Origin of the sequence: Glycomyces algeriensis (genome assembly GCF_027622855.1) — a bacterium.
Lineage (GTDB): Bacteria > Actinomycetota > Actinomycetes > Mycobacteriales > Micromonosporaceae > Glycomyces > Glycomyces algeriensis.
The window spans coordinates 41,177-59,445 of sequence record NZ_JAPZVR010000017.1; the positions used below are offsets into that span (position 1 = coordinate 41,177).

Genomic DNA, 18,269 nt, shown 5'->3' on the forward strand with positions numbered 1-18,269 from the left:
ATTGCTTACGCGTTAATTGTGCTTCGCAGGAATGCTAACGACAGCCTGGGAGGCTCTGAGTGGCAATTCTCACTCGCCCATTAGGGTCGGGGCCATGACGGGGTTCGAGCGCTGGGGCGCGGCGATGGCTCGGGCCCTGTACGGGCCTGGCGGGTTCTACCGGCGCGAGCTGCCGGGGCGCCACTTCGCGACCAGTGCGCAGACCCCTGCGTTCGCGGGGGCGATCGCGACGCTCGCCGACCAGGTCGACGAAGGCCTGGGGCGCCCTGCGGGCTTCACCGTGGTGGACGTGGGCGCCGGTGGCGGTGAGCTCTTGGAGCGCCTTTCCGGGCTCCTCGACGAGCGCGTCCGCCTGGTCGCGGTGGACCTGCGGCCCAGGCCCGCGTACCTGCCGGGCCGCGTCGAATGGCTCGCGGAGCCCCCTGAGCGGATCGAGGGGCTCCTGATCGCGTGCGAGCTGCTCGACAACGTGCCGTGCGACGTCGCGGTGGTCGACGCCCGCGGCCGCGCCCGGTACGAGGAGGTCAGCGCGGCGGGCGAGACCCGCCTGGGCGACCGGGTCACGAAGGAGGACGACGCCTGGCTCGCCGAGTGGTGGCCGATCATCTCGGAGGGCGAGCGCGCCGAGATCGGCGCACCCCGTGAAGCGCTGTGGCGCAACCTGACCGCGCGCCTGGTCCGGGGCACGGCCCTGGCGATCGACTACGGCCACGTGCGGGACGACCGGCCGAAGGCCGGCACGATGACCGGGTTCAAGGACGGGCGCGAGACCCCGCCGGTCCCGGACGGCACGAGGGACGTCACCGCGCACGTCGCGGTCGACGCCGTCGCCTGCGACCGCCTGGAACCGCAGCGGGACGCCCTGCTGCGGCTCGGCCTCGACGCGACCCTGCCGCCGCTCCCGATGGCCTTCCAGGACCCTGTCGGCTACGCCCAGGCGCTGGCCCATGCAAGCGCGGCCGCGCGTCTCACCGATCCGGCGGGGCTCGGCGCCCACTGGTGGCTCCGCACCGACCGCTGGGTGGCGCCGCGGCGATGACGCCGCGCCCGGCCGTTCAGAGCCGGGCGATGATGAGGGAGATGTCGTCGGGCGCGCCGCCCGCCACGCCGAGCTCGTCGAGCACCACGTCGGCCATCTGCCGCGGGGGGAGGTCGCAGTGGCGGGTCAGGGTCTCGCACAACCGGTTCAGGCCCGCGTCGATGTCCTCGTCGCGGCGTTCGATCAGGCCGTCCGTGTAGAGCACGAGGGTGTCCCCCGCGGCGTAGGGCTGGCCTGCCTGCGAGCAGGGGACGTGCTGCGGGCGGGCGCCGAGCGGGGGGTCGAGGGCCTGGCTGAGGAGGTCGCATCGGCCGTCCGGGTGCACGAGCGCCGGGGGCGGGTGGCCGGAGTTGCTGTAGATGATGAGTCCGCTCGCGGGGTCAACCAGTGCCTCGACGGAGGTGGAGTTCAGTGCGCCCTCCATCGAGCGGGCGTACAGGGCGAGGACTTCGAGGGCGTGGGCGGGCCGTTCGAGGGCGCGGATGGCGGCGTTCAGCACGCTGCGGAGCATGCCCATGACCGCGGCGGCCTCGAGCCCGTGGCCGACGACGTCGCCGACGCCCACGGCGAAGCGGCCGTCCGAGAGGTCGATCACGTCGTACCAGTCGCCGCAGACGTTCAGGCTCTCGGTGGCGGGCAGGTACCGCACGGCGATGTCGGCGTGCTTCTCGAGGTCCGGGGTCAGCAGCATGGCCTTCTGGAGCGTGACGGCGACCTGGTGGTCGCGCACGCTGGCCTGGCTCAGCTCCACATTGTGGTTCTGGAGCTCGCGGGCGCGTTCGAAGAGCTCGGCCTCCCGTGCCATCGCCGCGGAGGGGGCCTCGGCCTGCGGGTGGCGGGCGTCGTGGGCTTGGACGAACGCCGTCACGTCCTCCGCGCGGATGAGGATCCATTCGACCGGGTCGTGCGGACCGGCGACCGGTGAGTTGATGAGCGACCACCAGCGCTCCTCGAACGCGGGGGTCCCGCCGGTGGGGACGTCGTAGTGGAGCAGGGCCATGCTGTGCCGCCGCCCGGTCTCCATGACCCAGTTCAGCGAGGTCCTGACGTTCCGCTCGCCGCTGGCCTCGGGATCGGGGAACACTTCGAAGATGGGGCGCCCGATCAGGTCGTCGCGGCCCATGCCGGTGGCCTCCATGTAGGCCGGGTTGGCGGCGACGACCACGAAGTCCCGGGAGACGACCACGCAAGGGGTCGGTGTCGCCGCGAACAGTGCAACGTAGTCCAGATCCGTCATTTCAGACAACCCCTGCGTCCCGGGCGGTGCAGCCGTGCCCTTCGGTCCCTCCCGCCACTGTATACGCCGGTGGGAGGGTGCAAGGGGAACATGGAAATGCCTCCCGCCTCGAGCCCCGCCGACGGCTCCGCGCCTGTTGGATCATGAAAACCGTTAGCGGTAGGCGGCCTCTCGGGTTTCGGTCTCGCCTGCCGCCCTCAGACCGCGGCGGGGGTCTTCTCGATCTTCCGGTATTCGCTGGGGCTCTTGCCTTTCCGGCGCTTGAAGGCGTTGCTGAAGCCGAACTGGTCGGCGTAGCCGATCCTGCGGGCGACCTGGGCGACGGTGAGGTCGGGGTCGGCGAGGAGTTCCTCGGCGAGCTGCATGCGCCATTCGGTGAGGTAGGTCAGGGGCGGTTCGCCCATGATCTCGTTGAAGCGCTTGGCGAGCAGCGCGCGGGAGACGCCCGCCTCCCCCGCGAGGTCGGCCACGGTCCAGGGGTTCTCGGGCCGGGTGTGGATGGCCTCGAGCGCGGGTCCCGCGACGGGGTCGGAGAAGCCGCGGTACCAGACCGGGGCCGAGCGTCCCTGCTGGTCGAACCAGGTGCGGAGGGTGCAGACGAGGCCCCAGTCGAAGAGGCGGTCGATGAACGCCTGCGTGCCGGGCTTGCGGCTGCTGATGTCGATCACGCAGGCGTCGAGCCACACGCAGATGTCGGAGTCGTCGTCGACCACCAGGACGGGCGGGAGGGCGCGCAGCAGGCGTTCGTGGCGGCGGCCCGAGGCGCGGTACGCGCCCACGAACAGGGCCGTGGCCTCCCCGTCCTCGTTGAGCGGCTTGGGCATCGGCATTTCGGCGCACTCTTCGGGGTGGAAGCAGGTGAGCCAGTAGTCGAGGTGCGGGCGGTCGACGGACGCGGCCTCGTCGGCCATCCTGAACGGCTCGCCGCCGCTCACGATCGCGGTCTGGCCGGCCTTCAGCGCGACGCGCGTGCCGTCGGCCAGCATGATCACGCCGCCGCCGCGCGCCACCGTGACCATGGTGAGCGGGGCCGCGTCGTCGAAGCTGACCACCCACGGGGCCTTGAGGATCGCGTCGCTGAGGATCGCGCCTTCAGCGCGGATGCCACCGAGGAGTTCACTGAGCGGGTCCATGCGCCAATCGTAGACGAACTCGCATGGATCGGAGCGTCACGGCCATCGCTCGTCTAGGCGATTCCGGCTGTACTGGAGACCAGGCACCGAGACCACCTGGAGCACACCATGACCGCAAAGACCGCCCTCGTCGTCGTCGCGCACCACCGCGCCGACTCCCTCACCGCCCGCATCGGCGACGTCGTCGCCGCCCGCCTCAAGGAGGCCGGGTACGCGATCGACCTGCTCAACCTGCAGGCCGAGGGGTTCGACCCCCGCATGACCGTGGCGGACCAGCCCGACTGGGACGACCGCGACAAGGCCTACTCCCCCGAAGTGCAGTCCCATATGGACAGAATCACGGCCGCCGACCTGATCGTCCCGGTCTTCCCGGTCTACTGGAACGCCCCGCCCGCCCTCCTCAAGGGCTGGATCGACCGGGTGTGGAACTACGGCTTCTCCTACGGCCGCAGCAAGCCCCGCCTCGCCGGGCGGCGCATGCTGTGGATCGGCACCGCCGGCGCCGCGGAGGGCGACGAGTACTGGGCCTCGCTCCAGAACATCCTCGACCTCACACTGCGCGACGGCATCTCGTACTACAACGGGATCGCCGAAGCCGCCGTCGAGGTCCTGCCCGACGCCGAGGGCGAGCCGCAGATCGTCGACGGCACCGGCAACTTCACCAAGGGCGAGGCCCTCACCGGCGAGCAGCGCACCGCCCACTACCGGGCGCTCGAGCAGCGGGCCATCGAACGCGTCGAGAAGTTCCTGGCCTAGACGGAGCGGCCGGTACCCCTTGTCTCCCAAGGGGTACCGGCCCTGCTCATTCCAGCCGCAGCGCACCGGCGGGGCACAGGCGCACCGCGTCGGCCACCTCGTCGTCGCAGTCCTCCGCCTCATCGGCGAGGAGCACGACCCGGCCGTCCTCGTCGTCCTGGTCGAAGTGCCCGGGTGCGGTCAGCGCGCACATGCCCGAACTCGCGCACGCCTCCGTATCGGCGATGATCCTCACCATGACTCCTCCCTACCAGGTCACCGGCAGTTCGGCGACGCCGTAGAAGCTCTGCCCGGTCACCAGCGGCACCTCCGCGACCGGGACGGCCAGCCGCAGGCCCGGGAACCGCTCGATGAGCCCCGCGAACGCGATGCGCATCTCCATGCGCGCCAGCTGCTGCCCCAGGCACTGGTGCACGCCGTGCCCGAACGTCAAGTGTCCCTTGGCGTCACCGGTCACGTCCAGCTTCTCGGGCTCGATGAAGTGCGCCTCGTCCCGGTTCGCGGTCTGCACCGAGACCGTGACGTACTCGCGCGCCTTGATCTGGTGCCCCTCGAACTCGAAGTCCTCCTTGACCTGCCGGATCAGTCCGGTGTGGATGATCGTGAGGTAGCGCAGCAGCTCCTCGACCCCGCCGGCCATCAGCTCGGGCCGCGCCCGCAGCAGCTCCCACTGGTCGCGGTTCTCCAAGAGCGCCATCGTGCCCAGGGCGAGCATCTTCGCGGTCGTCTCGTGCCCGGCGACGAGCAGCAGGATCGCCATGCCCGCGACCTCCTCGTCGGCCAGCTCCGGGTCGGCGGCGAGGTCGGAGAGCAGGTCGTCCGTGGGATTCGCCCGCTTCGCCGCGACCAGCTCGCCGATGAACGCGAAGAGGTTCAGCATGGCGGCCTGCTTGCCCTCGCCGGTCTCGTCGGTGGTGAAGATCGCCCGGCTGTCCGCCTCGAACCGCTCGCGCTGGTCGTAGGGGACGCCGAGCAGTTCGCAGATCATCATGGCGGGCACGGGGACCGCGAACTCGGCGACGAGGTCGGCGGGGTTCGGCCCGGCGGCGAGGGCGTCGAGCCGATCCTGCACATGCGCGGCGATACGCGGTTCGAGCTGCTTCATGCGCTTGACGGTGAAGACACCGGTGAGCTTGCGCCGCAGGCGGGTGTGGTCGGGCGGGTCCATCTCGATGAACATGCCCGGGGTGAGCGGGAAGTCGCCCTCGAAGTCGAGGTAGGCCTCCAGGGCGGGCATCGGGATCGGCACCTGGGCCGGGCTGCCGAGTGTGGAGCTGAACCGGGTGTCGGCCAGGACCTTGCGGGCGAGGCGGTGGCTGGTGACGAGCCAGCCCAGGCGGCCTTCGGGGTAGTACCGCATCCGCCGCATCTCGGCCCCGCGGTGCAGGGCCATGACGGCGGCGGGCGGGTCGAACGGGTGGTCGCGTTCGAGCGGGATGCCGTAGGGCGCTTCCGCTGCGGCGGTTTCAGAAGCAGTGATCTCAGGAGTTCTGTCGGGTGCTGACACGGGTGCCTCCTCGGTGGTGTTCGATCGCGGCTCGCACGATCTACGTATATATAGGCTATACGTATATACGCGAATCGCGCAAGCCGCCCCTCAACCGGCGAGCAGCTTGTCGACCGCCACGTCCGCGCGGGCGAGCAGCGCCGCATAGTGGCGCTCGCGGTCCGCGCCCTCCAGGCCCTTGGCCTCGCTGTCGAACAGGGCCTCGGTGTGCACGTCCGTGACGTCGCAGAACTCGCTGATGCCTCGCCGCAGCGCCCCGTCGAGCAGCGCTCGGGTGAGGTCCGAGTTGGGGTCGTCCTCGGCGAGCCCGGCCAGCCCGAGCCACAGCATCCGCTTGCCCGCCATGGGCTTCTCGCGCCTCCCGTAGGTCAGCCCGTAGTTCCAGACCCGGTCGATCCAGCCCTTCAGCAGGGCGGGCAGGCCGAACCACCACACCGGGAACACGGCGGCGACGAGATCGGCGGCCAGCAGCCGCTCGGCGTGGGCGTGCACCTCCGGCGAGTACCGCTTGTCGCGGTCGCCGTAGTCGGGCTCGTCCTCGACCCGGTTGCGCGGGTCGAACCCCTCGGCGTGCAGGTCCAGCAGGTCGACGCGGTACCCGGCGGCCTCGAGTCGGTCGGCCGTGCGGCGCGCGAGGACCGCCGTCAGCGAATCGGCGCGGTGATGGGCGAAGACGACGAGGGCGGTGGGCTTGTCCATGCGGGTGTCCTTCCGGTGGTGCCGCCCCTGCGGCGGCGCCCCTTCAGTACAACTCGAACGCCGTGGACGGACCATGGTCGAGAGCGGCCGAAACCTTCGCGGTCGTCTACCGTTGCGGCATGGACCCGCTCAGCGACATGCTCGCCGACATCCGCGCCGAGGGCGCCGCCGTGCACCAGGCCGCGCTCGATCCGCCGTGGCGCCTCAGCTTCGGCAGCGATGCGCCGCTGACGATGGTCACCCTCGTCGCCGGGAGCGCCGAGCTCGTCCTGGGCGACGGCACGATCCGACCGCTCACCGCGGGATCCACCGCGATCGTCCGCGAGCCCTTCGACCTCGTCGACAATGGATCCACACTGGACCAGCCGATCCTGGCCATTCCGATAAGTGAAGCGCCGCAAGGAGGCCGGGACGTGCTCATCGCCGGGACCTACCGTCCCGCGAGCGCCCGGCATCAGCGGCTGCTGCGCGCGCTCCCCGCCGCGCTCGTCCTCGACGAGGAGGTGGAGGACGTGCTCTGGCTCCACTCCATGCGCGACGCCCTCACCCGGGCGAAGGCGCCCGGCGGGCAGGCCATGCTCGACCGCATCCTCGACTGGGGGCTCGTGTGCACCCTCGGCTGCTGGTTCGAGCGCCAGGAGGCGGCCGCGCCCGGCTGGTACCGGGGCGCGCTCGACCCCGTCACCGGCCCCGCGCTCGAGGCGATCCACCGCCACCCCGACCGGGCGTGGACCGTGGAGAACCTCGCCGCGCGCGCGAACGTCTCACGCGCGCACTTCGCCAAGCGCTTCACCGAGGTCATGGCGCAGCCCCCGCTGCGCTACGTCGCCGAGCGCCGCATGGAGCTCGCCGCCGACCTGCTCGCCGATCCGGAGGTCCCGGTGGCCGCGGCCGCCGCCGCGGTCGGCTACCGCGACCCGTTCGCGTTCTCCACCGCGTTCAAACGCCACCGGGGCCTGAGCCCCCGCGACTACCGGTCGCAGCGGCGCCGGTGAACATCGAAGCCGATCACAGTCGCGCCACGAGCCAGCCGACGCCGGCCAGCAGTGCGATGAGGCCGAAGAAGACGTAGATCGCCAGCTCGACCCATTCGCTCGCCGAGCTCGGGCGCCAGAAGCGCCTGCGCTGCCGCCCGGGTTCGTTCCGGTCAGGGGTGTCGTTCATGGGTCCAGGGTAGGCAGTGGACCCCACCGGATCCAACACGGCAAATGACTTTGACGCAGTGCTGTTGACCGCAGAGAATCCTCCCATGGGATTCGTAGACCTCTCGGGCGTGCGGTACGGCCTCAGCGATGGCACCACATTGTTCGATGAGGTGTCGTTCCGTGTCGGCGAAGGGGCGAAAGTCGCACTCATCGGCGCGAACGGCGCGGGCAAGACCACCCTGCTCAACATCGTCACCGGCATGCTGGCGCCGGACGCGGGCACGGTCGCGCACTCGGGCGGACTGGGCGTCATGCGCCAGCTCGTGGGCATGCGCGAAGGCGAACGGCCGCTGCGTCACCTCGCGGTGGACCTGGCGCCGCCGCCGGTGCGCGCCGTCGCCGCGCGGCTCGCGAAGGCCGAGGTCCGCATGGCCACCGCGGACGAGAAGGACCAGCTCGCGTACGCGCAGGCCCTCGCCGACTGGGGCGAGGCGGGCGGCTACGAGTTCGACGTGCTCTGCGACACAGTCGCGGTCGCGATTCTCGGCCAGTCCTGGGAAGCGGTCAAGAACCGTCCCCTCAGGACGCTCTCAGGCGGCGAGCAGAAGCGGTTCGCGCTCCAGCTGCTCCTGCAGGGCCGCGACGAGGTGCTGGTGCTCGACGAGCCGGACAACTTCCTCGACGTGCCCGCGAAACGCGAACTGGAGCAGGCGATCCGCGAGTCGGACAAGTCGATCCTGTTCGTCTCGCACGACCGCGAGGTGCTCGCGAACGCCGCGAGCTCGATCGTGACGCTCGAGGCCGGCACGACCTGGACGCACGGCGGCGGGTTCGCGACCTGGCACGACGCCCGCGCGGCGCGCCACGAGCGGTTCGAGGAGCTGCGGCGGCGCTGGGACGAGGAGCACAAGAAGCTGCGCGAGCTCATGCTCATGTACAAGAACAAGGCCGCGTACAACTCCGACATGGCCTCCCGGTACCGGGCCGCGCAGACGCGCCTCCAGAAGTTCGAGGAGGCCGGACCGCCGCCGGCGCCCCCGCGCGAGCAGGACATCCGCGTGAAGCTCGAGGGCGGGCGCACGGGCAAGCGGGCCGTGATCTGCGAGCAGCTGGAGCTGGAGGACCTGACGTTCCCGTTCGACCTGGAGGTCTGGTACGGCGACCGCGTGGCGGTGCTGGGCGCCAACGGGACCGGGAAGAGCCACTTCCTGCGACTGCTCGCGCAGGGCGGCTCCGACCCGGAAGCCGGGCTCGCCGCCAAGCGCAGCCTGGAGCCGGTGCGGCACAACGGGATCGCCCGGCTCGGCGCCCGCGTCTACCCCGGTCACTTCTCGCAGACCCATGAGCATCCGGAGTTCGACGGCCGCACCCTGCGCGAGATCCTCTGGGAGGGCGACGAGGACCGGCCCTCGCTCGACCGCTCGAAGGCCATGAGCGCGCTCAACCGCTATGAGCTCACTGCACAGTCCGAACAGGACTTCAAGACGCTCTCGGGCGGGCAGCAGGCGCGGTTCATGGTGCTCATGCTGGAGCTCTCGGGCGCGACCTGCCTGCTCCTGGACGAGCCCACCGACAACCTCGACCTCGCTTCGGCCGAGGCCCTCGAGCAGGGCCTGAAGGCCTTCGACGGCACCGTCCTCGCCGTCACCCACGACCGCTGGTTCACGCGCGGCTTCGACCGCTTCGTGCTGTTCCAGAACGACGGTGAAGTGATCGAGTCGGACGAGCCGGTCTGGGACGTGCGCTGATTAAGCGCGACCGGGACGCCGCTGGTGGAACGGCGACCCGGCCGCGCGACTGTGCCCCCCGAAGACCGTGCCCCCTGAGGACCGTGCCCCGTGGGGGGGAACTGGACTGCGGCCCGGCAAGGGCACTGGCGTAGCAGCCCAGTACGAGCGGTGTGCGCTACCAGTTGACGGGCAGCGTGTGGACCCCGTAGACGGCCATGTCGCTGCGCATCGGGATCTCCTCGGACGGCACGGCCAGCCGCAGCTCCGGGAACGCCTCGATGAGCTTCGCGAACCCGATGCGCATCTCCACGCGCGCGAGCTGCTGGCCCACGCACTGGTGGACGCCGTGCCCGAAGGCCATGTGCCCCTGGGCGTCCCGGCCGAGGTCGAGCTCGCCGGGCCGCTCGTACTTGTGGGGGTCGCGGTTGGCGGCCTGGAGTACCACCGTGACGTGCTGGCCCGCCCGGATCAGCCGGCCGTCGATCTCGGCGTCCTCCTTCGCGATGCGCATGATCCCGTTGTGCGCCACCGAGAGGTACCGGAGCAGCTCCTCGACGGCGGCGGGCATGAGCTCGGGCTCGACCCGCAGCCGGGCCAGTTGGGCCGGGTGCTCGAGGAGCGCGAAGGTGCCCAGGGCGAGCATGTTCGCGGTGGTCTCGTGCCCGGCGACCAGGAGGATCAGGGCGATCCCGGCGGCTTCGACCTCGTGGATGTCGGGGTCGGCGGCCAGGGCGCTGAGCATGTCGTCGCCCGGGTCGGCGCGCTTGGCCGGGACGAGCGACATGAGGTACCCGAACAGCTCGGCCATCGACTTGTTGCGCTCCTCGACCGAGCGGGAGAGGTCGAGCATGTCGGCCGAGTTCCGCTGGAACGCCTCCCGGTCGCCGTACGGGACACCGAGCATCTCGCAGATGACGAGCGACGGCACGGGGAGCGCGAACTCGCGCACCAGATCGGCGCCGGGCCCGGCCGCGCGCAGGGCATTGATGCGTTCGTCGACGATGTCCGCGATGCGCGGCTCCAGGTCCTTCATGCGCTTTACGGTGAAGACGCCGGTGACCTTGCGGCGCAGGCGGGTGTGCTCGGGCGGGTCGAAGAACAGGAAGAACCCGGGCGGGACCTGCTCGGAGATCGAGACGAACACGTGCGGGAGCTCGGTGGGCGAGTGGGTGAACCGCTCGCCGGTGGCGAAGCGCGGGTCGGCGAGGACCTTGCGGCCCTCGGCGTGCCCGGTGACGAGCCAGCCCTCGACGCCGTCGGGGTAGTACCTCATGGGGCGCAGCGGCTGCGCCTGCATGTCCATCAGCGCGGTGGGCGGGTCGTAGCGGGTCTCCCGCCGGTACGGCATGCCGTAGGGCGGGTCTTGCTCCGTTGCGAGGTCTTCTGAGCCTTCGACGGACATGGGAACTCCAGGGAGTGCGGCAGCACGGTCGCCGAAGCCCCGACCGGTTGCGGCGCAGAGCATTCCCTTTGCGACGCCGCCGACCATGGCTTCGTGGTCCCCACCACATCGGAGCTTAAGGTCCAGCGCACCGGAACGCAACGGCTCCACCCGTTCCTGTCAGTAACCCGACACGGATCGTGCGCACGCTTGTACCCGTGCCCTACGGGAGTTCGAGGAGCGCCTCGATGTACTGCGCGACCCCGTCGTCGTTGTTGCCCGCGGGGGCGATCTCGGACGCGGCGGCCTGGACCCACGGGTGGCCGTTGGGCATCGCGACGGAGTGGCCGGCGGCCTCCATCATGCTCAGGTCGTTCGTGGCGTCACCGAAGACGAGCACGTCCGACCAGTCGATGCCGAACTTGTCGAGCACGACCTGGATCCCGGCGGCCTTGGTGACGCCTACCGGGCAGACCTCGAGCATGCCCACGCCGGACTCGGTGACCGTGACGAGCGAGGGATCGATGACGTCCTTCGCGGCGACCAGCAGCTCAGGCCCGGTGTACTCGTCGGACACGAAGTAGCCCTTGACCATCGGCCCGGTGAAGGCGATCTCGCGAGGCGCGGTCTCCAGGGTCACGGCCGTCCACGGCCAGTCGGGCATGGGGTCGCCGGTGATGTGACGGGCGGGGTCGGCGGGCTCGGCGAGCGCCCGCACGGGTCCGACCTCGGCTTCGATCAGGCGCAGCGCCTCCAGGAGCACCGAGCCCTCGACGGAGCGGTCGGCGAGCTCGACGACGGTGTCGTCGTAGCGGCATTCGTAGACGAACGCGCCCTGGCCGAGCACCAGGAAGTCGGCAGACGGGATGTCGTTGCGGCACAGATCGATGAGCCGCGGTCCGCGGCCGGTGGCTCCTACGAGGATGACGCCCGCGGCGGCGAGCCGCTTAAGCGCGGCCATGGTGCGCGGCGAGACCGTCTCGTCAGAGCGGACGACGGTCCCGTCGAGGTCCGTCGCCACGAGCCGGGGTGCCCGGTCCAGTTGGATCATGCGTCCTCCTTGGTCGTCTCGCTGCGGTCCGCCGTGCCGAGGGGCGCCGCCCGTGGGAATGACACTGCCACATCGGTCGATGCGGAGTCGCCGGCCCGCTTGGGCTCGCGCGGCGCGGCGGCCGTCAGAACCACCGCGACAGCACCTTCGCCACCCCGTCCTCCCACACCGAGGGGGCGACCTCGTCGGCTGCGGCCCGCACGTCCGGGGCCGCCTGACCCATCGCCACGGCCCAGCCCGCCCACGCGAACATCGTGAGGTCGTTGTGGGCGTCGCCGAAGACGACGGTGTCGGACGATGATACGCCGTAGTGGGCCGCGATACGGGCAATGCCGGTCGCCTTGCTGATCCCGGGGGGTCCGATGTCGACCCAGCCGTTGTAGCCGACCTCGACGTGGTAGTCGGCGGCGTCGAGGGACGCGCCGGCCGCGAGGCGCATCGCCTGCGGGCAGCGCACGGGCCCGCCGTAGGCGTTGGTGGAGTCGACGCGGGCGACCAGGCGCGGGGCCGGGCGCGAGACGAGCTCCTCGACGGTGATCTCCCCGGCCCAGCGGGCGGGGAAGTCGCGGCGGAAGCCCTTCGTGTGCCACCAGCCCTCGAGGTCCCACTCGACCGCGAACTCGACGGACGGGTTGGAATCGATGAGCGCTTCGACCGCGACGGCGGCGTCGACCGTGGCCTGGTGCGAGATCGCGCGGGCGCCGAGGTCGTACTCGCCGGCGCCGTGCGAGGCCGAGGCGAAGCCCTCGTCGAGCCCCAGGTCGTCGGCGGTGCGGACCGCGCCCCAGATGGCGCGGCCGGTGACGACGGCGACGGGCACTCCGGCGTCGCGCACGGCCTGGAGGGCGTCGATCACCGCGCGGCTGGGCCTGGTCGACGGCGTGCCGCCGCCGGGCTTGATGCTCTTGGTCTCGTGGTAGTCCACCACGGTGCCGTCGAGGTCGACCGCCACCAGCTTCGGCGGCGTCCGGCGGGGCTCGGCGGGGGCGGGGGTCAGGGCGGTGTCTGGCACGTCTCAACCGTATCCCCGCTTGGGTGAACGGCGGGGTACCGAGGGTTTGAACTCACGCCGCCGCGCTCATGAAAGCTGCAATCACACCAAACCCACCCACCGGGGCGGCTTGCGGCATACGGTTCGTCCATGGGCGAGATCACGATCGAACGCGTCTACGACTACCGCGCGGACCCGCAGCGGGCCGGAGCGGTCTTCCTCGTCGACCGGCTGTGGCCGCGCGGCGTCAGCAAGGAGGACCTCGACGGGGTCACCTGGGCGCAGGACGCCGCGCCGTCGCCGAACCTGCGGATCTGGTTCGGCCACATGGCCGACCGCTTCGAGGAGTTCACCAGCCGCTACCGCAGCGAGCTCGACGGCCACCCCGAGCGCGCCGAACCCCTCCTGGAGGCGGCGAGGTCGGGCCCGGTGACCCTCCTCTACGCCGCCAAGGACCCGGAAGTGAACCACGCCCTGGTCCTCAAGGCGTGGCTCGAAGAGCAGCAGTCCGAACCCGAATAGCCTTCGATCCTGCCGGACCCCCGTGCCAGGGTTATTGGCCGCGCCAATTGACGGCTCGCAAGCTTCGCCGAGACCGGGCCCGCAAGTTCGTAGGGGCTCCCGGCGAAAACCGACACTCCGAGGCTGTCGTACCCGTATGTCAGGGTTAATGACCGGGGGCCCGAAAATTGGTCGGGTCGCCAAAACAACCGGAAACTCCCGAAAGCACACGGCCCGCCGGTCACAGACCGGCGGGCCGCTCACGTATCGCGCCGCTACTTCGGCTCGAGCACGTCCTTGCCGAGGAACGGCTGCAGCGCCTTCGGCACCGCCACCGAACCGTCCGGCCGCTGGTGGTTCTCGAGGATCGCCACGAGCCAGCGCGTGGTCGCCAGCGTCCCGTTCAGGGTCGCCGCCACCGCGTTCTTGCCCTGCTCGTCGCGGTACTTCACGTTGAGGCGCCGCGCCTGGAACGTGGTGCAGTTCGAGGTCGAGGTCAGCTCCCGGTAGCGGCCCTGGGTGGGCACCCACGCCTCGCAGTCGAACTTGCGCGAGGCCGAGGTGCCGAGGTCGCCGGCGGCGACGTCGATGACCCGGTAGGGCAGCTCCATCTTCTGCAGCATCTGCTCCTCATAGGACAGCAGCTTCTCGTGCTCGGCCGCGGCGTCCTCGGGCTTGCAGAACGAGAACATCTCGACCTTGTCGAACTGGTGCACCCGGATGATGCCCTTGGTGTCCTTGCCGTACGAACCGGCCTCGCGCCGGAAGCACGACGACCAGCCCGCGTACCGGCGCGGCGCGGTGAGCTCGCCGAGGTTCTCCCCCGAGTGGTACGCCGCGAGCGGCACCTCCGAGGTGCCCACGAGGTACATCTCGTCGCGTTCGAGGTAGTAGATCTCGTCGGCGTGCTCGCCGAGGAAACCGGTGCCCTCCATGGCCTCCGGGCGCACGAGCACCGGCGGGATCATCGGGGTGAAGCCGGTCTCGACCGCCTGCTGGATGGCGAGGTTGAGCATGGCGAGCTGGAGCAGCGCGCCGTCGCCGGTGAGGTAGTAGAAGCGGGCGCCGGAGGTCTTCGCGCCCCGCTCGGTGTCGAGGAGGCCGAGGGCCGTGCCGATCTCGAGGTGGTCCTTCGGGTCCTCGAGCTCGGGCTTTTCGCCGACCTCGCGCAGCACGATGTAGTCGTCCTCGCCGCCGGCGGGGGCGCCCTCGGCGACCAGGTTGGGGATGGACTTCCCGGCCGCGTCGAACGCGGCGGCGGTCGCGGTCACCTTGAGCTCGGCGGCCTTGACCTCCTCCGAGAGGGTCTTGGTGCGGTCGAGCAGCGCCTGGCGCTCCTCGGCGGCGGCGCCGGCGATCCGCTTGCCGAGGCCCTTCTGCTCGGCGCGGAGCGTCTCGAAGGACTGGAGGGCACTGCGGTGGTCGGCGTCGGCGGAGAGGAGGGCGTCGACGGCCTCGACGGAGGCACCCCTCTTGCGCTGGCTGTCGCGGTAGGCGTCCGGGTCGTCTCGCAGTGCACGCAGATCAATCACGTGACCAGATTACCGGCCAGCTCACCGCGGCCCCGAGCGCATATTGTGGGCGTGTGGCAGTCGATATGGGCGAGGCGGAATTCGAGGCGGCGGTGTCCGACGCGCTGGACGCGGTGCCGCAGGAGCTGATGGCGATGCTCGACAACGTCGTGATCCTGGTGGAGGAGGAGCCCGAGGGGCCCGAGAAGGAGCTGCTGGGGCTGTACCAGGGGACGGCGCTGACGGACCGCGGCTGGGAGTACGGCGGGGTCCTGCCCGACACGATCACGATCTACCGGGGGCCGACGCTGCGGATGTGCGCGTCGGAGGAGGAAGTGGTCGACGAGGTGGCTGTGACGGTGGTGCACGAGATCGCCCACCACTTCGGGATCGAGGAGGCCCGCCTCCACGAGCTCGGCTGGGGCTAGAATCGCATCTGCGCCGATCCACTCGTAACAGCCGCGTAAATACGAGCCGCGAGGGCTCCTACACCTCGCATCCGCAAGGCTAGACTCACCGTGTGACGACGTTTCGCATCGGAGAGGCCGCCGAACTGCTCGGGGTCTCCGCCGACACGGTCAGGCGCTGGATCGACTCCGGCCGCCTCGCCGCCACCCGCGACGAGCAGGGGCAGCGGTCGATCCCGGGCGCCGACCTCGCCGCGTTCGCGCGCGAACGGGCCGCCGCCCCCGACACGGGAGCCGGATCGTCCTCAGCCCGGAACCGCCTGCGCGGCATCGTCACCGCGATCACCAAAGACCAGGTCATGGCGCAAGTCGACCTGCAGGTCGGGCCGTTCCGGGTGGTCTCGCTGATGAGCCGCGAGGCGGTGGACGAACTCGGGCTCGAGGTCGGTTCGCTGGGAACCGCGGTCGTCAAGTCCACGAACGTGGTCGTCGAACGACCCGACCACTGAGCCCAGGAGTCCGATTGCGCACCGCCACCGTCCGCCGCCCCCTCGCCGCCATCGCGGCACTCACCACCGCGCTCCTCACCCTCACCGCGTGCAGCCCGGAAGAGGACAAGGACAACGTCCTCACCGTCTTCGCCGCCGCCTCGCTCACCAAGGCCTTCAATCTGATCGCCGACCAGTTCGAGGAGGAGCACCCCGACAGCGGCATCGTGTTCAACTTCGCCGGGAGCTCCGCACTCGCAGCCCAGATCGCCGAAGGCGCACCCGGCGACGTCTTCGCCGCCGCCGATGAGACCACGATGGCCGCCGCGGTCGACGCGGGCACCGTCGCCGACCCCGAGGTCTTCGCCCGCAACCAGCTCGTCATCGCCGTCCCCGAGGGCAATCCGGACGGCGTCACCGGCCTCCAAGACCTCGCCGACCTCTCGGTCGCGGTCTGCGCCGAGGAGGTCCCCTGCGGCGCCGCCGCCCAGACCGTGATCGCGGCCTCCGGCGCTTCGATAACCCCGTCCACCTACGAGCCTGACGTCAAGGCCACGCTGGCGAAACTCGCGATGGGCGAAGCCGACGCCGCGCTGGTCTACCGCACCGATGTCAAAGCGGCCTGGGGCGGCGTCGACGGCGTCGAGTTCCCCGAGTCCGACTCAGCCGTCAACAACTACCCGATCGCGGTGCTGGACGAGGCCGAGAACCCCAACCTCGCGGCCGAGTTCATCGCCTACGTCCAGTCCGACGCCGGCCAGACGGTACTCGAGACCGCCGGGTTCCAGCACCCATGACGCCGAGGAACGCCATGCCCGCCAAGCGAGCCCGCCGCCGCCGCGTCCCGGCCGCGCTGCTGGCACCCGCCGTGGTCGGCCTGGCGTTCCTCATCCTGCCGCTCCTGGGCCTGCTCGCCCGCGCCCCGTGGGCCGAGCTCCCCGCCCGCCTCGCCGAACCGGAAATGCTTGCGGCCCTGCAGCTCTCACTGTTCACCGCGACCGCCGCGACCGTGCTCTCACTGCTGTTCGGCATCCCGATCGCGTGGCTGCTCGCCCGCGGCGAGTTCCCCGGCCGCAGCATCCTGCGCGCCCTGGTGACCGTCCCACTCGTGCTCCCGCCGGTGGTGGGCGGCGTCGCGCTGCTGCTCGTGTTCGGCCGCAACGGGATCATCGGGTCGTGGCTCTACGAGCGGTTCGACATCACGATCCCGTTCACCACCACCGCAGTCGTGCTGGCGATGACCTTCGTGTCGATGCCCTTCCTGATCGTCTCGGTCGAAGGCGCCCTGCGCGGCGCCGACATCCGCTTCGAGGAGGCCGCCGCGACCCTCGGGGCGGGCCGGTGGACCGTGTTCACGCACGTCACCCTGCCGATGGTCGCGCCGGGCGTGCTCGCCGGCGCGGTCCTGTGCTGGGCGCGGGCGCTCGGCGAGTTCGGCGCGACGATCACGTTCGCCGGGAACTTCTCGGGCCGCACCCAGACCATGCCCCTCGCGGTCTACCTTGCGCTGCAGACGGACCTGGAGGCCGCCATCGTGCTCAGCCTGATCCTGCTCGCGGTGTCGGTGATCGTGCTGGCGTCGCTGCGCGACCGCTGGACGGCGGCCCCGTGAGCGGCGTGAAAGCGGAGGGCCTGAGCGCGCACCTGGTCGTGGACCGCGGCGGGTTCCGCCTCGACCTGCAGCTGCGCGTCGCCCCCGGCGAGACCGTGGCCCTGCTGGGCCCCAACGGCGCCGGAAAGACCACGGCACTGCGGGCCCTGGCCGGGCTCGAGCAGCTGACGGACGGACACATCGCCCTGAACGGCGAGGTCCTCGACCGGCGCGGGCAGCGGTGGGTGCCGCCGGAGGAGCGGCGGATCGGGGTGGTCTTCCAGGACTACCTGCTGTTCCCGCACCTCACGGCGATCGACAACATCGCGTTCGGACCCCGCCGGCGCGGCCTCGGCCGGGCCGAGTCCCGTGCGCTCGCCGCGGGATGGCTCGACCGGGTCGGCCTGCAGGAGTTCGGGAAGCGCCGCCCGAAGCAGCTCTCAGGCGGGCAGGCGCAGCGGGTGGCGCTGGCCCGGGCGCTCGCGACAGAACCGGCGCTGCTGCTCCTCGACGAGCCGCTGGCGGCCCTGGACGCCCGCACCCGGCTCGACACCAGGGCGGAGCTCCACCGGCACCTGACGGGCCACACGGGCCCGGCGATCGTGGTGACGCACGATCCGGTGGACGCGCTCATGCTCGCCGACCGGCTCGTCGTGGTCGAGGACGGCCGCGCGGTCCAAGAGGGCGACGCCGAATCGGTCACCGCCCGCCCGCGCACGGACTACATCGCGAGACTCGTCGGCCTGAACCTGTACCGGGGTGTGGCCGAAGGGAACCAGGTCGTCCTCGACGATGCCGGCCCCATGATCCTCGTCGCGGCCGATCCGCTGAACGGCCCGGCATTCGCAGCATTCGCGCCGAGCGCCGTCGCGCTGTATCCGGAGCGGTCCGAGGGCAGCCCCCGGAACACTTGGCGGGCAATCGTTTCGGGCGTCCACCGCCACGGCGACAACCTGCGCGTCCAGCTCGACGGCCCGCTCAAGGCCGCCGCAGACGTGACGCCCGCGGCGGCCGCCCAGCTCCGCCTCGAGCCTGGCCGCCGCGTCTGGGCGACGGTGAAGGCCTCCGAGATCCGCACCTACCCCGCCTGATCGGCTCACCA

Annotated in this window: 20 protein-coding genes; 10 read left to right on the forward strand and 10 right to left on the reverse strand. The window is 71.0% G+C overall.

The window, feature by feature from the left end:
• Window positions 1-94 precede the first annotated feature (94 nt).
• Entirely contained in the window at window positions 95-1,039 is a 945-nt protein-coding gene (locus O2L52_RS21690) for an SAM-dependent methyltransferase (protein ID WP_270118178.1), read from the forward strand.
• Window positions 1,040-1,055: 16 nt separating this feature from the next.
• Here the strand turns inward: O2L52_RS21690 and O2L52_RS21695 are convergent, their stop codons facing one another.
• Together O2L52_RS21695 and O2L52_RS21700 are read right to left on the reverse strand one after the other, a co-directional pair.
• Window positions 1,056-2,276, reverse strand: a complete 1,221-nt coding sequence (locus O2L52_RS21695) for a PP2C family protein-serine/threonine phosphatase (RefSeq protein ID WP_270118179.1) — start codon at window positions 2,274-2,276, stop codon at window positions 1,056-1,058.
• Between the two features lie 197 nt (window positions 2,277-2,473).
• Complete coding sequence (locus O2L52_RS21700; RefSeq protein WP_270118180.1) at window positions 2,474-3,409, reverse strand: AraC family transcriptional regulator; 936 nt, start codon at window positions 3,407-3,409, stop codon at window positions 2,474-2,476.
• Window positions 3,410-3,517: 108 nt separating this feature from the next.
• Here O2L52_RS21700 and O2L52_RS21705 point away from each other — a divergent pair, with 108 nt between their 5' ends.
• Entirely contained in the window at window positions 3,518-4,165 is a 648-nt protein-coding gene (locus O2L52_RS21705; RefSeq protein ID WP_270118181.1) for an NAD(P)H-dependent oxidoreductase, read from the forward strand.
• 46 nt (window positions 4,166-4,211) lie between these two features.
• On the opposite strand, the gene O2L52_RS21710 is transcribed toward O2L52_RS21705, so the two are convergent.
• From O2L52_RS21710 to O2L52_RS21720, 3 genes are all read right to left on the reverse strand, one after another.
• Window positions 4,212-4,403 (reverse strand): ferredoxin, encoded by a 192-nt coding sequence (locus tag O2L52_RS21710; protein ID WP_270118183.1) that lies wholly within the window; start codon window positions 4,401-4,403, stop codon window positions 4,212-4,214.
• A gap of 9 nt (window positions 4,404-4,412) precedes the next feature.
• Window positions 4,413-5,672, reverse strand: coding sequence for a cytochrome P450 (locus O2L52_RS21715; RefSeq protein ID WP_270118184.1), 1,260 nt, complete (start codon window positions 5,670-5,672; stop codon window positions 4,413-4,415).
• A 90-nt stretch (window positions 5,673-5,762) separates the two neighbouring features.
• Window positions 5,763-6,371, reverse strand: a complete 609-nt coding sequence (locus O2L52_RS21720; protein WP_270118185.1) for an NAD(P)H oxidoreductase — start codon at window positions 6,369-6,371, stop codon at window positions 5,763-5,765.
• 119 nt (window positions 6,372-6,490) lie between these two features.
• On the opposite strand from O2L52_RS21720, the gene O2L52_RS21725 reads away from it, so the two are divergent.
• A complete protein-coding gene (locus O2L52_RS21725; protein WP_270118186.1) occupies window positions 6,491-7,366 on the forward strand; it encodes an AraC family transcriptional regulator in 876 nt (291 codons plus the stop codon).
• Window positions 7,367-7,379: 13 nt separating this feature from the next.
• On the opposite strand, the gene O2L52_RS21730 is transcribed toward O2L52_RS21725, so the two are convergent.
• Window positions 7,380-7,535, reverse strand: coding sequence for a hypothetical protein (locus O2L52_RS21730; RefSeq protein ID WP_270118188.1), 156 nt, complete (start codon window positions 7,533-7,535; stop codon window positions 7,380-7,382).
• 85 nt (window positions 7,536-7,620) lie between these two features.
• Here O2L52_RS21730 and O2L52_RS21735 point away from each other — a divergent pair, with 85 nt between their 5' ends.
• Entirely contained in the window at window positions 7,621-9,264 is a 1,644-nt protein-coding gene (locus O2L52_RS21735) for an ABC-F family ATP-binding cassette domain-containing protein (protein ID WP_270118189.1), read from the forward strand.
• A 157-nt stretch (window positions 9,265-9,421) separates the two neighbouring features.
• On the opposite strand, the gene O2L52_RS21740 is transcribed toward O2L52_RS21735, so the two are convergent.
• The 3 genes from O2L52_RS21740 to O2L52_RS21750 all read right to left on the reverse strand — a co-directional run bounded on the left by O2L52_RS21740 (window position 9,422) and on the right by O2L52_RS21750 (window position 12,690).
• Window positions 9,422-10,648: a cytochrome P450 gene (locus O2L52_RS21740; protein WP_270118191.1), complete on the reverse strand. Its 1,227-nt coding sequence runs from the start codon at window positions 10,646-10,648 to the stop codon at window positions 9,422-9,424.
• Between the two features lie 202 nt (window positions 10,649-10,850).
• Window positions 10,851-11,678 (reverse strand): HAD family hydrolase, encoded by an 828-nt coding sequence (locus O2L52_RS21745; RefSeq protein ID WP_270118193.1) that lies wholly within the window; start codon window positions 11,676-11,678, stop codon window positions 10,851-10,853.
• A 124-nt stretch (window positions 11,679-11,802) separates the two neighbouring features.
• A complete protein-coding gene (locus tag O2L52_RS21750; protein WP_270118194.1) occupies window positions 11,803-12,690 on the reverse strand; it encodes an HAD family hydrolase in 888 nt (295 codons plus the stop codon).
• 129 nt (window positions 12,691-12,819) lie between these two features.
• On the opposite strand from O2L52_RS21750, the gene O2L52_RS21755 reads away from it, so the two are divergent.
• Window positions 12,820-13,191, forward strand: coding sequence for a DUF488 domain-containing protein (locus tag O2L52_RS21755; RefSeq protein WP_270118196.1), 372 nt, complete (start codon window positions 12,820-12,822; stop codon window positions 13,189-13,191).
• A gap of 254 nt (window positions 13,192-13,445) precedes the next feature.
• Here O2L52_RS21755 and serS read toward each other — a convergent pair whose 3' ends face one another.
• Window positions 13,446-14,702, reverse strand: coding sequence for a serine--tRNA ligase (serS, locus tag O2L52_RS21760; RefSeq protein ID WP_270118197.1), 1,257 nt, complete (start codon window positions 14,700-14,702; stop codon window positions 13,446-13,448).
• Window positions 14,703-14,755: 53 nt separating this feature from the next.
• Between serS and O2L52_RS21765 the strand changes: the two genes are divergently transcribed.
• The 5 genes from O2L52_RS21765 (at window position 14,756) to O2L52_RS21785 (ending at window position 18,258) form a co-directional block, all read left to right on the forward strand.
• A complete protein-coding gene (locus O2L52_RS21765; RefSeq protein ID WP_270118199.1) occupies window positions 14,756-15,109 on the forward strand; it encodes a metallopeptidase family protein in 354 nt (117 codons plus the stop codon).
• Between the two features lie 92 nt (window positions 15,110-15,201).
• The gene (locus O2L52_RS21770) at window positions 15,202-15,597 is read left to right on the forward strand and encodes a TOBE domain-containing protein (protein WP_270118200.1); all 396 of its coding nucleotides are present in this window, start codon (window positions 15,202-15,204) and stop codon (window positions 15,595-15,597) included.
• Window positions 15,598-15,611: 14 nt separating this feature from the next.
• Window positions 15,612-16,373 (forward strand): molybdate ABC transporter substrate-binding protein, encoded by a 762-nt coding sequence (gene modA, locus O2L52_RS21775; protein WP_270118201.1) that lies wholly within the window; start codon window positions 15,612-15,614, stop codon window positions 16,371-16,373.
• The gene (locus O2L52_RS21780; protein WP_344473857.1) at window positions 16,370-17,188 is read left to right on the forward strand and encodes an ABC transporter permease; all 819 of its coding nucleotides are present in this window, start codon (window positions 16,370-16,372) and stop codon (window positions 17,186-17,188) included. The genes modA and O2L52_RS21780 overlap by 4 nt, the downstream gene beginning before the upstream one ends.
• Window positions 17,185-18,258 carry an ABC transporter ATP-binding protein gene (locus O2L52_RS21785; protein WP_270118203.1) on the forward strand — a complete coding sequence of 358 codons (1,074 nt, stop codon included), beginning with the start codon at window positions 17,185-17,187 and terminating at the stop codon, window positions 18,256-18,258. Before O2L52_RS21780 ends, O2L52_RS21785 begins: the two co-directional genes overlap by 4 nt.
• The last annotated feature ends 11 nt before the right edge of the window (window positions 18,259-18,269 follow it).

Coding starts and splice junctions, on each gene's coding strand:
- O2L52_RS21690 (WP_270118178.1), top strand. CDS start 95: ATGACGGGGTTCGAGCGCTGGGGCGCGGCGATGGCTCGGGCCCTGTAC.
- O2L52_RS21695 (WP_270118179.1), bottom strand. CDS start 2,276: ATGACGGATCTGGACTACGTTGCACTGTTCGCGGCGACACCGACCCCT.
- O2L52_RS21700 (WP_270118180.1), bottom strand. CDS start 3,409: ATGGACCCGCTCAGTGAACTCCTCGGTGGCATCCGCGCTGAAGGCGCG.
- O2L52_RS21705 (WP_270118181.1), top strand. CDS start 3,518: ATGACCGCAAAGACCGCCCTCGTCGTCGTCGCGCACCACCGCGCCGAC.
- O2L52_RS21710 (WP_270118183.1), bottom strand. CDS start 4,403: ATGGTGAGGATCATCGCCGATACGGAGGCGTGCGCGAGTTCGGGCATG.
- O2L52_RS21720 (WP_270118185.1), bottom strand. CDS start 6,371: ATGGACAAGCCCACCGCCCTCGTCGTCTTCGCCCATCACCGCGCCGAT.
- O2L52_RS21725 (WP_270118186.1), top strand. CDS start 6,491: ATGGACCCGCTCAGCGACATGCTCGCCGACATCCGCGCCGAGGGCGCC.
- O2L52_RS21730 (WP_270118188.1), bottom strand. CDS start 7,535: ATGAACGACACCCCTGACCGGAACGAACCCGGGCGGCAGCGCAGGCGC.
- O2L52_RS21735 (WP_270118189.1), top strand. CDS start 7,621: ATGGGATTCGTAGACCTCTCGGGCGTGCGGTACGGCCTCAGCGATGGC.
- O2L52_RS21740 (WP_270118191.1), bottom strand. CDS start 10,648: ATGTCCGTCGAAGGCTCAGAAGACCTCGCAACGGAGCAAGACCCGCCC.
- O2L52_RS21745 (WP_270118193.1), bottom strand. CDS start 11,678: ATGATCCAACTGGACCGGGCACCCCGGCTCGTGGCGACGGACCTCGAC.
- O2L52_RS21755 (WP_270118196.1), top strand. CDS start 12,820: ATGGGCGAGATCACGATCGAACGCGTCTACGACTACCGCGCGGACCCG.
- O2L52_RS21780 (WP_344473857.1), top strand. CDS start 16,370: ATGACGCCGAGGAACGCCATGCCCGCCAAGCGAGCCCGCCGCCGCCGC.